The organism is Rhizobium sp. Leaf384 (assembly GCF_001424065.1).
In the GTDB taxonomy this organism is placed as follows: domain Bacteria; phylum Pseudomonadota; class Alphaproteobacteria; order Rhizobiales; family Rhizobiaceae; genus Ferranicluibacter.
Window position 1 is genome coordinate 1098622 of sequence record NZ_LMQE01000001.1, and the last position, 14290, is coordinate 1112911.

Annotated in this window: 13 protein-coding genes; 9 read left to right on the plus strand and 4 right to left on the minus strand. The window is 63.1% G+C overall.

The genetic code is table 11. The features are described from left to right. The first annotated feature begins 244 nt into the window (after positions 1 to 244). Together ASG25_RS05050 and ASG25_RS05055 are read left to right on the plus strand one after the other, a co-directional pair. Entirely contained in the window at positions 245 to 1009 is a 765-nt protein-coding gene (locus tag ASG25_RS05050; protein WP_082475524.1) for a helix-turn-helix transcriptional regulator, read from the plus strand. Between the two features lie 82 nt (positions 1010 to 1091). Next, a complete protein-coding gene (locus ASG25_RS05055; protein ID WP_062470077.1) occupies positions 1092 to 1478 on the plus strand; it encodes a response regulator in 387 nt (128 codons plus the stop codon). A gap of 179 nt (positions 1479 to 1657) precedes the next feature. Here ASG25_RS05055 and rirA read toward each other — a convergent pair whose 3' ends face one another. Both rirA and ASG25_RS05065 read right to left on the minus strand, forming a co-directional pair. Next, positions 1658 to 2137 (minus strand): iron-responsive transcriptional regulator RirA, encoded by a 480-nt coding sequence (gene rirA, locus ASG25_RS05060; RefSeq protein WP_062470080.1) that lies wholly within the window; start codon positions 2135 to 2137, stop codon positions 1658 to 1660. Between the two features lie 173 nt (positions 2138 to 2310). Further along, positions 2311 to 3807, minus strand: coding sequence for a CoA-acylating methylmalonate-semialdehyde dehydrogenase (locus ASG25_RS05065; protein WP_062470084.1), 1497 nt, complete (start codon positions 3805 to 3807; stop codon positions 2311 to 2313). Positions 3808 to 3926: 119 nt separating this feature from the next. On the opposite strand from ASG25_RS05065, the gene ASG25_RS05070 reads away from it, so the two are divergent. Then, positions 3927 to 4808, plus strand: coding sequence for a LysR family transcriptional regulator (locus ASG25_RS05070; RefSeq protein ID WP_062470087.1), 882 nt, complete (start codon positions 3927 to 3929; stop codon positions 4806 to 4808). Positions 4809 to 5288: 480 nt separating this feature from the next. On the opposite strand, the gene solA is transcribed toward ASG25_RS05070, so the two are convergent. Then, positions 5289 to 6509 carry an N-methyl-L-tryptophan oxidase gene (gene solA / locus ASG25_RS05075; RefSeq protein WP_244479317.1) on the minus strand — a complete coding sequence of 407 codons (1221 nt, stop codon included), beginning with the start codon at positions 6507 to 6509 and terminating at the stop codon, positions 5289 to 5291. Between the two features lie 129 nt (positions 6510 to 6638). Then, a complete protein-coding gene (locus ASG25_RS05080; RefSeq protein WP_062472197.1) occupies positions 6639 to 7838 on the minus strand; it encodes a hypothetical protein in 1200 nt (399 codons plus the stop codon). A 361-nt stretch (positions 7839 to 8199) separates the two neighbouring features. Between ASG25_RS05080 and ASG25_RS05085 the strand changes: the two genes are divergently transcribed. The 6 genes from ASG25_RS05085 (at position 8200) to ASG25_RS05110 (ending at position 14275) form a co-directional block, all read left to right on the plus strand. Then, positions 8200 to 8583, plus strand: a complete 384-nt coding sequence (locus tag ASG25_RS05085) for a hypothetical protein (RefSeq protein WP_062470095.1) — start codon at positions 8200 to 8202, stop codon at positions 8581 to 8583. Between the two features lie 362 nt (positions 8584 to 8945). Further along, positions 8946 to 10946 carry a methyl-accepting chemotaxis protein gene (locus ASG25_RS05090; protein ID WP_062470098.1) on the plus strand — a complete coding sequence of 667 codons (2001 nt, stop codon included), beginning with the start codon at positions 8946 to 8948 and terminating at the stop codon, positions 10944 to 10946. A gap of 406 nt (positions 10947 to 11352) precedes the next feature. Beyond that, positions 11353 to 12138 carry an amino acid ABC transporter ATP-binding protein gene (locus ASG25_RS05095; RefSeq protein ID WP_082475525.1) on the plus strand — a complete coding sequence of 262 codons (786 nt, stop codon included), beginning with the start codon at positions 11353 to 11355 and terminating at the stop codon, positions 12136 to 12138. Next, complete coding sequence (locus tag ASG25_RS05100) at positions 12135 to 12779, plus strand: amino acid ABC transporter permease (protein ID WP_062470101.1); 645 nt, start codon at positions 12135 to 12137, stop codon at positions 12777 to 12779. Before ASG25_RS05095 ends, ASG25_RS05100 begins: the two co-directional genes overlap by 4 nt. Next, positions 12776 to 13435, plus strand: coding sequence for an amino acid ABC transporter permease (locus ASG25_RS05105; protein WP_062470104.1), 660 nt, complete (start codon positions 12776 to 12778; stop codon positions 13433 to 13435). The genes ASG25_RS05100 and ASG25_RS05105 overlap by 4 nt, the downstream gene beginning before the upstream one ends. Positions 13436 to 13645: 210 nt before the next feature. After that, positions 13646 to 14275 carry a TetR/AcrR family transcriptional regulator gene (locus ASG25_RS05110; RefSeq protein ID WP_200942750.1) on the plus strand — a complete coding sequence of 210 codons (630 nt, stop codon included), beginning with the start codon at positions 13646 to 13648 and terminating at the stop codon, positions 14273 to 14275. Positions 14276 to 14290 lie beyond the last annotated feature (15 nt).

A 14290-nucleotide genomic window follows, 5' to 3' on the forward strand; every position in this document is an offset into this window, starting at 1 on the left:
TCCAGTTGGAAAATTTATCCAATATATAAGACATTCAAGCGATATCATTCCGAACGGACCAGCCTTGACCGCCAGGCTTTCCCTCGGCGCTCGACGCGAAATTGCACGCGAACAGTAACCCCCGCATCGGTACGTGCTTTTTAACACTGATCGCGTTCATCGGTCAGCCACGGCACACGCAGATGAAGGCCGCGCGCTATTTTAGTCGCGAATTACCTTTTTTAGGGGAGTTGCCAAGCAGGAAATGCTCGCTAAACTCGTAGTCTGGAGTGAGAGGGGCAACATCGACGTGGGCGCGTTGCTGGACACTTATAGACGCTACGATTTCCAGAAGGATCTCGAAAAAGCGCTGAACCGCGTCGATTTCTTTCGTGTTTTCCACATGCTGGCGCTCGGAGCGGGGTTCGATCACTTCGGCGTGTTGCAGCTTGGGCAGGAGGCGGAGCCCGCCGTTCTGACGACGCGCCTGGTCCTTCACGATCTGCCGCCCGGCCTGACCGAGGAATATGACCGGCGATACCGGTTTTCGGATTGTCTTCTCCTGAAAAGCCTTCACGCATCCACCGTTCCGTCCGTCTGGTCGGCCGCATGCGAGGAGGTCTCGCCCTCCAAGGCAGGCACGGATTTCCTGGCGCAGATCGGCTTTGATCTGGTGGCCTGCGTGCCGGTTCACAGCCTTGTCGGCACCCGCTATGCCGTGCTCTATTTCGGGGACAATGACGACATCGACCGCTCGAGCCATGTCGAGCTCTGCTACAACTCGGTGACGGCGTTCGACTACTTCTACCGGTTCGTTCTTGCAACGCGGGCGGGCATGGGCCTGACGGCGCGCGAGACGGAGATTCTCCGGTGGATCTCGCACGGGAAGACGGCGAGCGAAATCGCGCTGATTGTCTCGGTGTCGGAGCACACCATCAATTCGCACACGGCGACGATCCTGAAAAAGCTCGATGTCGTCAATCGAACGCAAATGGTCGCCAAGGCTATCAGGGAACAAATCATCCAATGAATCTCTTTGAAGACCCGATCGCCTGACCCTCCAGGTCCGACAATATTACAGGCATTTTAGAGAAACCGGAATATTCGAACCGATGACGACAGTGCATATCCTTCTGATCGATGACGAACCTGCCGAGCATGTCATTCTGCGGCGCCTGATGACGAAGGTCCAATCCTTTGCAACGCAGCTGCATTACGCCGACACGATCGAAGCCGCGATCGACTTCATCGCCTCGGGCGCTCCGATCTCCATGGTGCTGGTGGACAATCGCTTGCCGCCGCATGGCGACTTTCGCGAGACGGTTCCGCTCCTTCGCCAGAAGGGTTTTATCGGGCCCGTCGGCGTGATCTCGGGCTCGCTCGACGATGCCTATTTCCAGTCTTTCCAGGAATACGGCGTCGATTTTCGCCTCGACAAGGCCGAACTGGATCCGACCGCCATTGAGTTCCTGCTGAAGGAATATCTGGTAAAATCCTAAAGCGCGTTGCGTGAAAAAGGATTCACGCAACGCGCTTTAAGGTCTGTTGAGATGCATGTCGTTTCCCGAAACCGCTGCACAGGTTCGGGCGACATGCATGAAAACCGAAACGACGCGCCCGTCGGGACGCGTCGTTTGTCGTTCTTGGGATGGTTATGGCATGGTTGCCGTGACCGGCGTCAGGCTGCCGTTTGCGGCTGGGCTGACGGGGCCACGTAGGGCAGCGGATCGAGGCCGAGGAGAAAGTTGATCTGCGGGCGGGACTTGACCAGATCGTCGATCGAATATTGCGAGAGCACGTCGAAAAAGGCGTTGAGCGCCTTGCGCAGCGCGGAGTTAAGCCCGCAGCTGTCGACCAGGGGACAATCCACCTCGCCCGCATCGAAGCATTCGGCCATCGAGAAGCTGTCTTCCGTTACCTTGACGACATCGAACAGCGTGATCTGCGAAGCGGGCTTCGGCAGGCGCACGCCGCCATTGCGGCCGCGCACGGTTTCGACGAGACCCGCCTTGTTGAGCGGCTGCAGGATCTTGAAGAGAAACAGCTCGGAGACGCCGTAAGCCCGTGCGATTTCGGGAATGCGGCTCAGATGGCCTTCGTTTGCGGCACAGTACATCAGCATGCGAACGGCATAGTTGGTCTGCTTGGTCAGGCGCATTCTTCACTCCGATGCTCGGACGCAGGCGAATCCTCGATCGCCAATCCCTGTCGCCGCTACATATAGAACGGTCGCCAGTTTGGAACAATTCCAAAACGACGTAATGTCGAGAAAGATGCTCATGAAAAAAGGGCCCCTTTCGGAGCCCTTTTCGCGCCTGTCGGCGGCCTGCGTCATTTCATCGTCGGCATCACGAATTCGGCGCCGTCCTTGATGCCCGAAGGCCAGCGGCTGGTGATGGTCTTGGTACGGGTCCAGAACTTGATCGAGTCCGTACCGTGCTGGTTGAGATCGCCGAAGGACGATGACTTCCAGCCCCCGAAGGAGTGGTAGGCAAGCGGAACGGGGATCGGAACGTTGACCCCGACCATGCCGATGTTGATGCGCGAGGCGAAATCGCGGGCAGCGTCACCGTCGCGGGTGTAGATCGCGACGCCATTGCCGTATTCGTGCTTCATCGGGAGGTCGAGCGCTTCCTCATAGGTCTTGGCCCGGACGACGGAGAGCACGGGACCGAAGATCTCCGTCTTGTAGATGTCCATGTCCGGCGTGACGTTGTCGAACAGGCAGCCGCCGACGAAGTAGCCGTCCTCATAGCCCTGCAGCTTGAAGCCGCGGCCGTCCACCACGAGATCGGCACCGGCCTCCACGCCCTTGTCGATCAGGCCGAGAATGCGGTCGCGCGCTTCCTTGGTAACGACGGGGCCGAGATCGGCCTTCTCGTCGGTATAGGGCCCGATGCGCAGGCTTTCGACCATGGGCGTCAGCTTCTCGATCAGCCGGTTGGCGGTTTCCTCGCCAACGGGAACGGCCACCGAGATCGCCATGCAGCGCTCGCCGGCCGAGCCGTAGCCGGCCCCCATGAGGGCATTCGCCGCCTGGTCGAGATCGGCATCCGGCATGATGATCATGTGGTTCTTCGCGCCGCCGAAGCACTGGGCGCGCTTGCCGTTCATCGCCGCGGTGCCATAGACATAGCGGGCGATCGGCGTGGAGCCGACGAACGAGACGGCGGAAATGTCGGGATGCGTGAGGATGGCATCGACCGCACCCTTGTCGCCGTTGACGACATTGAGGATACCGGCCGGCAGGCCCGCTTCGATCATCAGTTCGGCCAGGCGGATCGGCACGGACGGATCGCGCTCGGACGGCTTCAGAATGAAGGCATTGCCGCAGGCGATCGCCGGCGCAAACATCCACATCGGGATCATGCCGGGGAAGTTGAACGGCGTGATGCCCGCACCGATGCCGACCGGCTGGCGGATCGAATACATGTCGATGTTCGGACCGGCGCCTTCGGTGAACTCGCTCTTCGACAGATGCGGAATGCCGATGACGAACTCGCAGACCTCGAGACCGCGGACGATATCGCCCTTGGCATCTTCGATGGTCTTGCCGTGCTCGCGCGAGAGTGTTTCGGCCAGCTCGTCCATGTTGTCATTGAGAAGCTGGACGAACTTCATGAAGACGCGGGCGCGGCGCTGCGGGTTGGTGGCCGCCCATTTCGGCTGCGCCGCCTTGGCGTTGTCGACCGCAGCGGCCAGTTCGGTGTCGCTGGCGAGCGCCACCGTGCCCTGCACTTCGCCCGTTGCCGGATTGAAGATGTTGCTCGTGCGACCGCTGGTGCCGGCGACCTTCTTGCCGCCGATGAAATGACCGATCTCGTACATGCTGTCTCCTCCAGATTTTTTCATTGCTGCCAGGAGCACGATCGCACTACAGTCTGTACAAATCAACATGCGAAAATCAGCATCGGTTGTGCAAAAATCGACACAGCAGAGGGGCCTTGATGAACTGGGACGATGTGCGGATGTTTCTCGCGGTGGCCCGCACAGGCCAGATCCTCGCTGCCTCCAAGCGCGTCGGTGTCAACCATGCCACGCTCAGCCGGCGTGTGACGGCGCTGGAGGAGGCCCTGAAAACGAGGCTCCTCGTGCGGCGCACCAACGGCTGCGAGCTGACGGCCGAAGGCGAGGTGTTCCTGCATGCCGCCGAGCGCATGGAGACGGAAATGCTGGCGGCCCAGGCGCATGTCGGCCGGGTCGATACGGCGGTTGCCGGAACCGTGCGGATCGGGGCGCCGGACGGCTTCGGCGTATCCTTTCTGGCGCCGAGGCTCGGGCGGCTCACGGCGCGTTTTCCCGCGCTGCGCATCCAGCTCGTACCGGTGCCGCGGTCTTTTTCGCTGTCGCAACGGGAGGCGGACATCGCCATCACGCTCGAGCGACCCGAGCAGGGCCGCCTCGTCTCCTCCAAGCTCACGGACTACACGCTCGGCATCTACGCGTCCGAGACCTACCTGCGCGAGCACGGCGCGCCGGAGACCATCGAGGCGCTGAAGCGGCATCCGCGGATCGGCTATGTCGAGGATCTTCTCTGGACGGCGTCACTCGATTTTACCGGCGAGATCATGCGCAACTGGGATGCGGGCTTCGAGATCTCCAGCGCGACGGGTCAGACGGAGGCGGTGCGGTCGGGCGCAGGCATCGGCATCCTGCACAATTACATCGCACGCCAGCATGACGAGCTCCGGCGCATTCTGCCCGAAGCGACGATCCGGCGCGCCTACTGGACGACCTATCACGAGAGTGCGCGGGATCTCCTGCGGGTGCGGACCGTGGTCGACTTCCTTCAGGAGCTCGTGGCCGCGGAGACCGCGATCTTCGTCTGAGGCGTTATCGTGAGAACCGGGGAAGCCAGCGGTCGATCATGGCAATTCCGACGTCAGCGCCGGAATTGCCAGACCCGTTGGGCACGTCATGCGCGTCATCCACCATTGTTTTCGAGCTGCGCATCATGCGCCTCGGTTCTGCATCGAACAGGACAATCCTAGCGGGTAAAACGTGAACGAGACTTTAACAGTGCCTTCATCCGGCACGCCGGGCGACCGGAAAGGTTAATACAGGGTGAAGATGCCCCTACGATATCCAAGGTGTCCACGGACACGTGCGGCCGCCAGACGGGCGCCAGGAAACCGGGCAAGATCCACGTCGTTTCAGCCGCCTCGGACGTCTTGGCGCGAGGCCGCCCACAGTCAGGCAAGGCCAGGACGCGCCCCCCCTTCTCCGGATCAACCGGCTGAGCCGGACAATGCCATCCATGCCGCCTTCGTCGTCGGAGACGTCTGAGCCGGGCGGCGTCGTCAGCGGCCTCAAAGCGTCGGGTTTTCGAGCTCCGCGCGCGTACCCCTTGCCGCGATGAAACGGTTCATGGCTTCGAAGGAGAAGGCGCCGATCGGAAGACGCGTCCCGCCGTCAAGCGCGAGATCGGCGAGGATCTCGCCGACGACGCTCGTGAACTTGAAGCCGTGGCCGGAACAGGGGGATGCGATGACGATGCGTGGGTCGGACGGCAGAAGATCGATCAGGAAATCCTCGCTCGGCAGCATGGTGTAGCGGCAGGTCGTCGCGCGCACCCGCAGGCCGGCTGCCGTCGGCAGGCGGCGGCGAACAAAGGCATCGAGCAGATCCGTGTCGCGCGCGTTGACCGGCGGATTGGGCGCATGCGGGTCGATTTCTTCCATGAAATGCGCGTGGCGCCCGACCTTGACGCCATCGACGCCGATGGCCGGGAAGCCGAAATAGGAGCCGTCCTCGCCCTCGTCGCGAATGAAGGCCGGCATGCGCTGCGGCGTGGTGAGGAAGCCGTCCGCCGGCTGATACCAGGCGACGACCTGCTTGATCGGCATGGCTTTGCCGGCGAGATCCGGCACGAGGTCGGTGATCCAGGATCCTGTGGCGACGATCACCCTGCCGACGCTGTAGCGGCCGGTGGCGGTTTCGACCGTAATGTCTTCGGCTTGGGGCCGGATGGCGGTGACCTTCTCGCCGAAATGCAAGACGGCGCCATCGGCCACGGCGAGCTTGACGTGGCCCATGACGGCCGCTTCCGGCCGGAGGTAGCCGCCCTGCGGATCCAGCACCGCGATCTCGTCGTCATCGATCGCAAAGGCGGGATGGCGCGCGCGCAACGCCGCAGCATCCAGCGTTTCCGAAGCCAGGCCGTACATGTCGCTGCTCTTGAGGGTGCCGCTGACGATCTTGCTGTCGGGCAGACCGATCTGCAGCACCCCGGTGATGGTCAGGATCTCGTCGCGCAGCCGGCCTTCGAGCGCCCGCCAGTTGGCATAGGCGCGCTGCAGCAGCGGCACATAGGAGGGATCCTCGAAATAGCCGAGGCGGATCAGGCGGCTGTCGCCATGCGACGAACCGAGCCCGTGGGCGGGATGGTAGGCATCGAAGCCGATGACCGAGACGCCACGAGCGGCCAGATGCGCGGCCGCCGCGCTGCCCATGGCACCGAGACCGACAATGGCGACATCGAAACGGGCCGTCGGGGCGGCAGTCGTCGGGCCAGTCATAGAGCCATTCATGGCGGGCAGTCCTTCCGGTCGTCGGCCTGCCTGTCCCGGCGTGCCTGCGGTGAGGGATAAACCATATCGCGGCGCATGGCGCGAGAAGGAACTTTGCGCCCTGCGCCGGACTGTCGCGGGGATGGGCCCTTACGCTGCGGGATCGGCGGCCTCGGGTATAGGCGGCAGGGTCGCCTGCGAAAAGGTGGCAAAGTCGAAGGCCGGAAGCGGGCCGGCCGTCATCAGGGTGAAATCGAACGAAGATCTTCGGTCCGGGCCGAGCACATATTGCCGGTGGACGCGCAGGAAGTCGTGCTTGATGCGCGCATAGCGCTCCGCGCTCAGGATGTGTTTCAGCCGGATCGTCACGATCTGCGCCTGCCGGGCTTTTGGATGACCGGAGCAGGCGACCACCGGAGCCTTGTAGAAATGGATCGAGTCCGTCAGGCACTGGACGTCCAGCCAGTCGATCCCGGCGGTTTGTGCGAGCAGGCCAACGCGGACGCGCAAACGGTCGGCGGAGCGAAGGAGCGCGCATTGCAGAATGGCGCCGCCCAGCGTGACGAAGGTCAGGCGATGCCCCTGCATCAAGGCCGGCTCGCGCTCCAGGAGAGCGCCGATCACATGGGCAGCAACCGTGGAACCCATGCTGTGGGATGTGACCAGCACCTCATCGCAGCCCGCGTTGCGCGCCTCCACCAGCACGGCCCGGGCGGACGCAATCGCCCTCTCCAGCCAGAGGTTGATATCGGCACGATCAAGGGCCGCCATGGCGACGGCCAGCTCCCAATCGGCAAAGAGGTGGAGCGTGTGAAACCGTTCGGTCCGCGGCATGAGACCGTATCGGAACACCGCGACGGCGGCCGGCAGGCTCCAGACGAGATTCCACCCCGGCAGGCCGGCGACAAGCGGCGTGAGCGCAAGACCGAGACACGCAAGGAACGCCAGCGCAACCAGCAGGAAGGGAAAGACGAAGAAGAGGCCGAAGCGCCAGGCGTGACGGAAATAGCCGACCAGCCCGCCCTGCCAGACCACCCGCGCTGCACTGGCATACCCTGCAAGAAGACGCCGGTGAAAGGGCTTGTCGGTGAGCAGCGCGACCAGTGCCTGATGATCGAAGACGAAGATGCGGCTCTTCGTGTCGGCAGCATCATCTGCACCCGCATGTGCGGCCGACACGTCGAAGAAGGGGATAGGCGCGCCGTCCACGAGGGGACCGACCTGGAAAGGCAGGTTCCAGACGCGTGCGCTCTGCGCTGCAGCCCGGGCATACCGCGCCTGATGCGCCTGCGCATTCAGCGGCTCGAAACCCGGAAAATGCAGAACGATCCGCTTGCGGACGATGGGCACGTCGCCCTGGATCATGACCCTGTTCTCATCTTTCTTCCGCAGACCGGCCCGCACCCGGGCGACACCCGGGCGACACCTGGGCGGGAGCGCTCGGGAGCGCGGCGGTATGCCTGTGTCACCCTACTCTGGCAAGCGGACTTGCCCTTTTTAAGGTGAGATGCATATCCGTATACGGACGCTCCATGCCTCAGCGTGGAGGGTTTGGCAACAATGCCGTGTCCCGTGCCGGACGATGTTCGGCTGCCGTTCATCTCGGACGGCGCACACAGGATGACGACATCTCTTTGCCGGGCGGCGCCGCGGGGTCGTTTCGTTTCGTGCCTGTATTCCTACAGATTGCCATCTTGAAAGGTTGATCCCCATGCGTCCCCTGCTCTGTGCCCTGCTCCTCTCGTCCACCGCGCTTCTCGCCGGCTGCGTCGATGACGGCTATCGCGAAAACAGCGTTCGCTACGATAGCGGTCCGCGCTATTCGTCGAGCGGCGTCTATATCCGCCAGTCGCGCTACGACACCGATCGCGTTCCGGTCTACATCGAGCGCGACCGCCGTCCCGACTATGATCGCTACGACCGATATGACCGCTCGCGCGACGACCGCCGCGACCGGGACAGCAGTGACCGCCGGATCCGCCGGGAAGCGGCAGACCGCGACAGGGGCGACAATGACAACCGCTTTGACCGCGACGACGACCGCCGCACGCCCCGCCGTCCCGTCGACATCTGCGAATATCCCTGCATTCGCTGACCTGCCCGCCGATCTCGCGCGCGGTGACGAAACCGGAGCGGCGTTCTGCGCCGCTTCCACACGACTTTGAAGGACCCGCAGGGCATTGATCTGATGGCTCCGGAGGGCCGTCCGTATGCCTGCCTGCAAGGCCGCCCCGTCTGATCGGCCCCTGCCGGACGTGGTACTGGAATATTCAATCTTTCTTTAGCTTGTCGCAGTAAGTTTGCGCGAACCGGTAGCAGGCATGATGCCTGCACGTCCGACGGTATCCCATGATGCACAGGTTTTGCTGCTGCTCTTCCAGCCGGGCAGATGCTTTCGTGCGCCATCATCCATGCCCCTACGCCCAGACCTGTCCGCAACGCGAGTCGAGAGAGCCCATGTCCCTTTTTGAGAATGCCAAGGTCGGCACCAAACTGATGATCACGTCCGGCGTGAGCATCCTGCTCGTGATCGGCATGATCTCGAACCAGACGATCAGCGATGCGAAGACAGCCGAGGCCAACGCGCTGCTCGAGCGGGAGCAGATCGTTCTCGACGGCGTCGTCAATGCCAAGCTTGCGCTCAGCAACATGCGGTTTGCCTCGCGCGGGCTGCGTCTCGTCAACAGCGAGGCCGAAACGCAGAAGGCCATGGCCGATGTGAAGACCTATTTCGACAACGGCATCGCCGGGCTGCAGAAGCCGGTCGAGGTCGCACCGGAGCGCGACACGCTGAAGCAGATCGCCGCACGGCTGACCGACTACGCGACGATCTCGCAGAAACGCACCCAGGACATTCTGGCGGCCTTCCAGAAGGCCGGTGGCCGGAAACTGACGCCCGAGGAGATGTCGGCCGCGGTCGCCACCACCGCGACCGACAACACCAAGGTCGCGGAAACCGCCAACCAGCTCATCAACGACGCCGTAAAGAGTGCGACCGAGATCACGGCGGAGGCCAAGGCCACCCTCACGACGATGATTGCGCAGGCCCGGACCATCTCGCTTGCCATCAACGCGGCGATCATCCTCATCCTCGTCGCCTCCGCCATCGTTCTGGTGCGCAGTGTCGGCCACCCGATCCGCCGCATGACGCAGGCCATGCGCCAGCTGGCCGCCGGGCAGACCGACATCGATCTCGGCCATGCCACACGCAAGGATGAGATCGGCGAGATGGCGGGCGCCGTCGAGGTGTTCCGCCAGTCCGCCATCAGCAACAAGCGGCTGGAGCAGGAGGCGGAGGCCGCTCGTGCCCACGCCGAAGCCGAGCGCGAGCGCCTGACGGCCGAAGCCGAGGCATCGGCGCGCGAGCGCATGCAGCAGGCCACGTCCGGCCTGGCCACCGGCCTGCGCCGCCTTGCAGCCGGCGATCTCGGCTTTCAGCTGGACCAGGCGTTCGCACCGGATTTCGAGGCGCTCCGCCATGACCTCAACGGCGCCATCGCCCAGTTGTCGGCGACCTTGCTGGCTGTTGCCGAAGCGACCACGCAGATCGACACCGGGACGCGCGAGATCAGCCAGAGCACGGACGATCTGTCCCGCCGGACGGAACAGCAGGCCGCCTCGCTGGAGGAAACGGCCGCCGCCCTCGATGAAATCACCGTCAACGTGACGAACTCTTCGAAACGTGCCGAAGAGGCCCGCTCGGTCGCCGTCCAGGCCAACGCCAGCGCCGGACAATCCGGGAAGGTCGTCGCGGACGCGGTCGACGCCATGCAGAAGATCGAGCAGTCGTCGAGCCAGGTCGCCAACATCATCGGCGTGATCGACGAGATTGCCTTCCAGACCAACCTTCTCGCCCTCAATGCCGGCGTCGAAGCCGCGCGTGCCGGAGAAGCCGGCAAGGGATTTGCCGTCGTGGCGCAGGAAGTCCGCGAGCTCGCGCAACGGTCTGCGAAGGCGGCCAAGGAGATCAAGGATCTGATCCGCATCTCCTCGGTCGAAGTGCAGGGCGGCGTCAAGCTGGTCAGCGAAACCGGCGAGGCGCTGAAGACCATCGAAGGCTATATCGTCACGATCAACCAGCACATGGACGCGATCGCGACGTCGGCCCGGGAACAGTCCGTCGGCCTTTCCGAGGTCAACACGGCCGTCAACCAGATGGACCAGGTGACGCAGCAGAACGCAGCCATGGTGGAAGAAAGCAATGCCGCGAGCGCCACGCTTGCAGGTGAAGCCGAACGCCTGCGCGACCTGATCAGCCGCTTTCAGTTCGGCGACATCAAGCGCGCCGCCGGACGGACGACGACACCCGTCGCCGCCGGCGCCGGCGCCGGCCACCGACCTGCGGCCTCCCCCGCCCGCAAGATGAACGCCCAGATTGCCCGCGCCTACTCCGGCAATGCGGGCGCCCGCATCGCGGCCTCCGGCAACACGGCTGTCCAGACGTGGGAAGACTTCTGATCCAGCGGACCATCCCGGGGAACGGCATGCGCCATCCGCGAGAACCCGCGGGTGGCGTTTCTGTTCAACGACGGGCTCGAGCGGTCCCTGCCCTGCCGATGCGCAACGTTGCCGGCGGTCGCGGGGAGCTAGGTCGGCGCGTCGCGATCGACGTGGATCCTTCGCGGCCGAACCCCGCCCGCAGCCCGAGCCAAAGCCGTTGCAAATGACCAGCCGATATGTTTATGTACTCATCAGTCAGTTTTTATAACTCATCGATCAGTCAAAAAGACCAAGAAGAAATCGGGCGTTGAACTGGGAAGGGAGGTTCACTTTGGATCATTCGACGAATCCGCTCCGTGTCACGCCAGTCGGCTCGGAGTCAGATCAACGCCGTGTTCGCGGGCAGATTGAAAGATTATCGCCAATGGCAAATGAAAACGGGCGACCAAAGGTTGTCGAGCGCGACGAGATCGTGCGGGCTTTGAACGTGGGGAAATCGTTCGGCACGCACAAGGTTCTGGACGGGATCAATCTGACTGTCCGCTCCGGCGAGGTGCTCGCCATCATCGGGCCGAGCGGCTCGGGAAAGAGCACTCTCCTCCGGTGCCTGAACCAGCTGGAGCCCCAGACGGAAGGCTCGATCACGCTTGCAGGCATCACCATCGATGCCCGGAAAGCCGCAACCAAAAAGCAGCTGACAGACTTGCGGCGCTCTGCGGGCATGGTCTTCCAATCCTTCAATCTCTTTCCCCACCTCAGCGTTCTCCAGAACATCAGCCTTCCGCAACAGCGCGTTCTCGGTCGGCCGAAGGCAGAGGCGGATATCCGCTCGAGAGCCCTCCTGGAGCGTGTCGGTCTCGCCTCCAAGGCCGACCATTATCCCGTTCGCTGCTCCGGCGGTCAGCAACAGCGTATCGCCATCGCGCGCGCCCTTGCCCTCGATCCGAAGATCATGCTGTTCGACGAGCCGACATCGGCTCTCGATCCGGAGCTGGGTCTCGAGGTCCTTGCAGTCATGAAGGAACTGGCAGACGGCGGCATGACCATGGTCGTCGTCACGCACGAGATGCACTTTGCGGAAACCGTCTCCAACCGCGTGATGATCATGGCCGACGGCCGTGTTCTCGAAGAGGGCCCCAGCCAGTCGATCATGCGTGATCCGCAGACGGAGCGGGCGCAGCGGTTTCTTCAGGCGGTCAAGAACCGATGAGCGCAGAGTCTCTCCTCGTCATCCTCAGTGGCATTCCCTGGACGCTGGCGATCACGGCCGGCGCCTTCACGATGGGCGCGATCCTCGGCATACCGCTGTGCGCGATGCGCGTTTCGCGCTCCTGGCTGCTGCGGTCCATGGCCATCGTGATCGTCCTAATCCTCCGGTCGGTTCCGCCCATCGTCTGGCTGTTTCTCCTGTACTTCGGCATCGGATCAGGATTTTTCCAGGTCGGACCCATGCAGGCCTCGATCGTCGCCCTGGGACTGATCACCGGCGCGAACCTATCGGAAATCTACCGCGGCGCCCTGAAGAGCATTCACCCCGGGCAGTGGGAAGCCTCTCACGCACTGAACATGCCGCGCTGGTCGGTCTTCATCGACATCATGGTCCCCCAACTGGTGCGCGTGATCCTGCCGTCGGCCACGAGCTATATCATCGGCCTGCTCAAGGATTCCGCCATTGCATCGACCGTCGGCGTCACCGAGATCGCGTTCCAGGCGAACTTCATCTCCCGGCGACACTTCCAGGGGCTGGAGGTCTTTGCGGTCGCCGGTCTCTTCTACATCTTGATCAGCCTCCCCGTTGCCGCTGTGGCACGGTACAGCGACGGCGTCCTGAGAGCGAAGGTGGCCCGATGAGCGATCTCTTCACCTTCTGGCTCGAAAACCTCCCCACCATGATCGACGGCCTGATCGTCAGCCTGGAGGTCACCGGCGTTGCCCTTGCCGTCGGCATTCCCCTGGGATTGCTGCTGGCTCTCGGCGTTCAGTCCAGGACCCTGGCCGTGCGCTGGGCGACGATGGCCGTCGTGGAAATCGGCCGGGGTGCCCCTGCCCTCATCATGCTGCAGTTCTTCTACTTCGGCCTGCCGCAGGCGGGCGTCAGCCTCACCTCGTTCTCGGCAGCGGCCTTCGCGCTCGCCTGGACGACCAGCGCCTATACCAGCGAGATCATTCGCGCCGGCCTCGAGGCGGTCCCCTATGGCCAGAAGGAAGCCGCCGCCGCGGTCGGCTTCACCCATACCGACGCCCTCCGCTACATCATCGTGCCCCAGGGCCTGAGGGTTGCGGCACCGGCGCTCCTCGGCTTTTCGATCCTCATGCTCCAGGCGACCTCGCTCTGCTTTGCGATCGCGCTGCCGGAGCTGCTCTCCCAGGCCTATATGATCGGGACGAACACCTTCCAGTATCTGCCGATCCTTATCCTGGCGGGGATTCTCTACGCATTGATCTGTATCCCGGCGACGATTGCGGTCTCCCTGCTGGAGCGCAGCCTCAGCCGGCATACGGCCTGAGATGCGCGCCCCGCCACGGTAGACGCGCAGCGGGGCAGATCCGCGTGCACACCCGCACTCGACCGCAATGCACGATTGAGCAGGCGCCGATCCGGACAAATGAATTGACTGAGCGGTCAGAATTTTTATAAGTCTGGGTGGTAGTGCCTGAGCGATGAAGCGTCGTTCATGGCGGCCGGAACCTCCTGCGTGCAACGACCGGAGGCTCTCATGCTTGAAGACGAGGGTTTGATGAAGTTGAAGGTCAGGGAAGAGCTGAAGCTCAAGAAACAGGCCTATGTTCAGGAAGAGATCCTGACGGCGGCCGCCGCCTTGTTTGCGGAGACCGGCGTGCGTGCCGTGACCATCGACGATATCGCTTCCAGTCTCGGCTACACCAAGAGCGTGGTCTACTACTACTTCAAGAACAAGAACCAGGTTCTCTGGGAAATCTTCGAGCGCATCCACGAGGCCTGGTCGCAGGACATGACCTCGATCATGGAGAAGGACCTTCCGCCTGCCGAGCTTCTCGGCGCCATGATCCGTCAGCATGCGCTGAACGTGATGGGCCGCAAAGCCTGGACAGCGATCTATTTTCGCGACCAGGCGGAGCTCACCAGTGATCAGCAGAAGATCATCGTGAAGCGGAAGCGCGAATACGACCAGCTGTTCAAGACCGTCTACACGAAGGGTGTCGAGGCCGGCATCTTCCGCGACATCCCGACGCCCGTCATCGTCAGCGGAATCATCGGCATGGCCAATTTCACCCATGCATGGTTCAAGGACGGCCGCGGCCTCGCGCCCGAGGAGATCGCAAACCACTATGTCGAGATCATCCTGAACGGATGCCGGACCGCCTGATCACTGGGCATCCGC

Coding starts and splice junctions, on each gene's coding strand:
- ASG25_RS05050 (WP_082475524.1), top strand. CDS start 245: ATGCTCGCTAAACTCGTAGTCTGGAGTGAGAGGGGCAACATCGACGTG.
- ASG25_RS05055 (WP_062470077.1), top strand. CDS start 1,092: ATGACGACAGTGCATATCCTTCTGATCGATGACGAACCTGCCGAGCAT.
- rirA (WP_062470080.1), bottom strand. CDS start 2,137: ATGCGCCTGACCAAGCAGACCAACTATGCCGTTCGCATGCTGATGTAC.
- ASG25_RS05065 (WP_062470084.1), bottom strand. CDS start 3,807: ATGTACGAGATCGGTCATTTCATCGGCGGCAAGAAGGTCGCCGGCACC.
- ASG25_RS05070 (WP_062470087.1), top strand. CDS start 3,927: ATGAACTGGGACGATGTGCGGATGTTTCTCGCGGTGGCCCGCACAGGC.
- solA (WP_244479317.1), bottom strand. CDS start 6,509: ATGAATGGCTCTATGACTGGCCCGACGACTGCCGCCCCGACGGCCCGT.
- ASG25_RS05085 (WP_062470095.1), top strand. CDS start 8,200: ATGCGTCCCCTGCTCTGTGCCCTGCTCCTCTCGTCCACCGCGCTTCTC.
- ASG25_RS05090 (WP_062470098.1), top strand. CDS start 8,946: ATGTCCCTTTTTGAGAATGCCAAGGTCGGCACCAAACTGATGATCACG.
- ASG25_RS05095 (WP_082475525.1), top strand. CDS start 11,353: ATGGCAAATGAAAACGGGCGACCAAAGGTTGTCGAGCGCGACGAGATC.
- ASG25_RS05100 (WP_062470101.1), top strand. CDS start 12,135: ATGAGCGCAGAGTCTCTCCTCGTCATCCTCAGTGGCATTCCCTGGACG.
- ASG25_RS05105 (WP_062470104.1), top strand. CDS start 12,776: ATGAGCGATCTCTTCACCTTCTGGCTCGAAAACCTCCCCACCATGATC.
- ASG25_RS05110 (WP_200942750.1), top strand. CDS start 13,646: ATGCTTGAAGACGAGGGTTTGATGAAGTTGAAGGTCAGGGAAGAGCTG.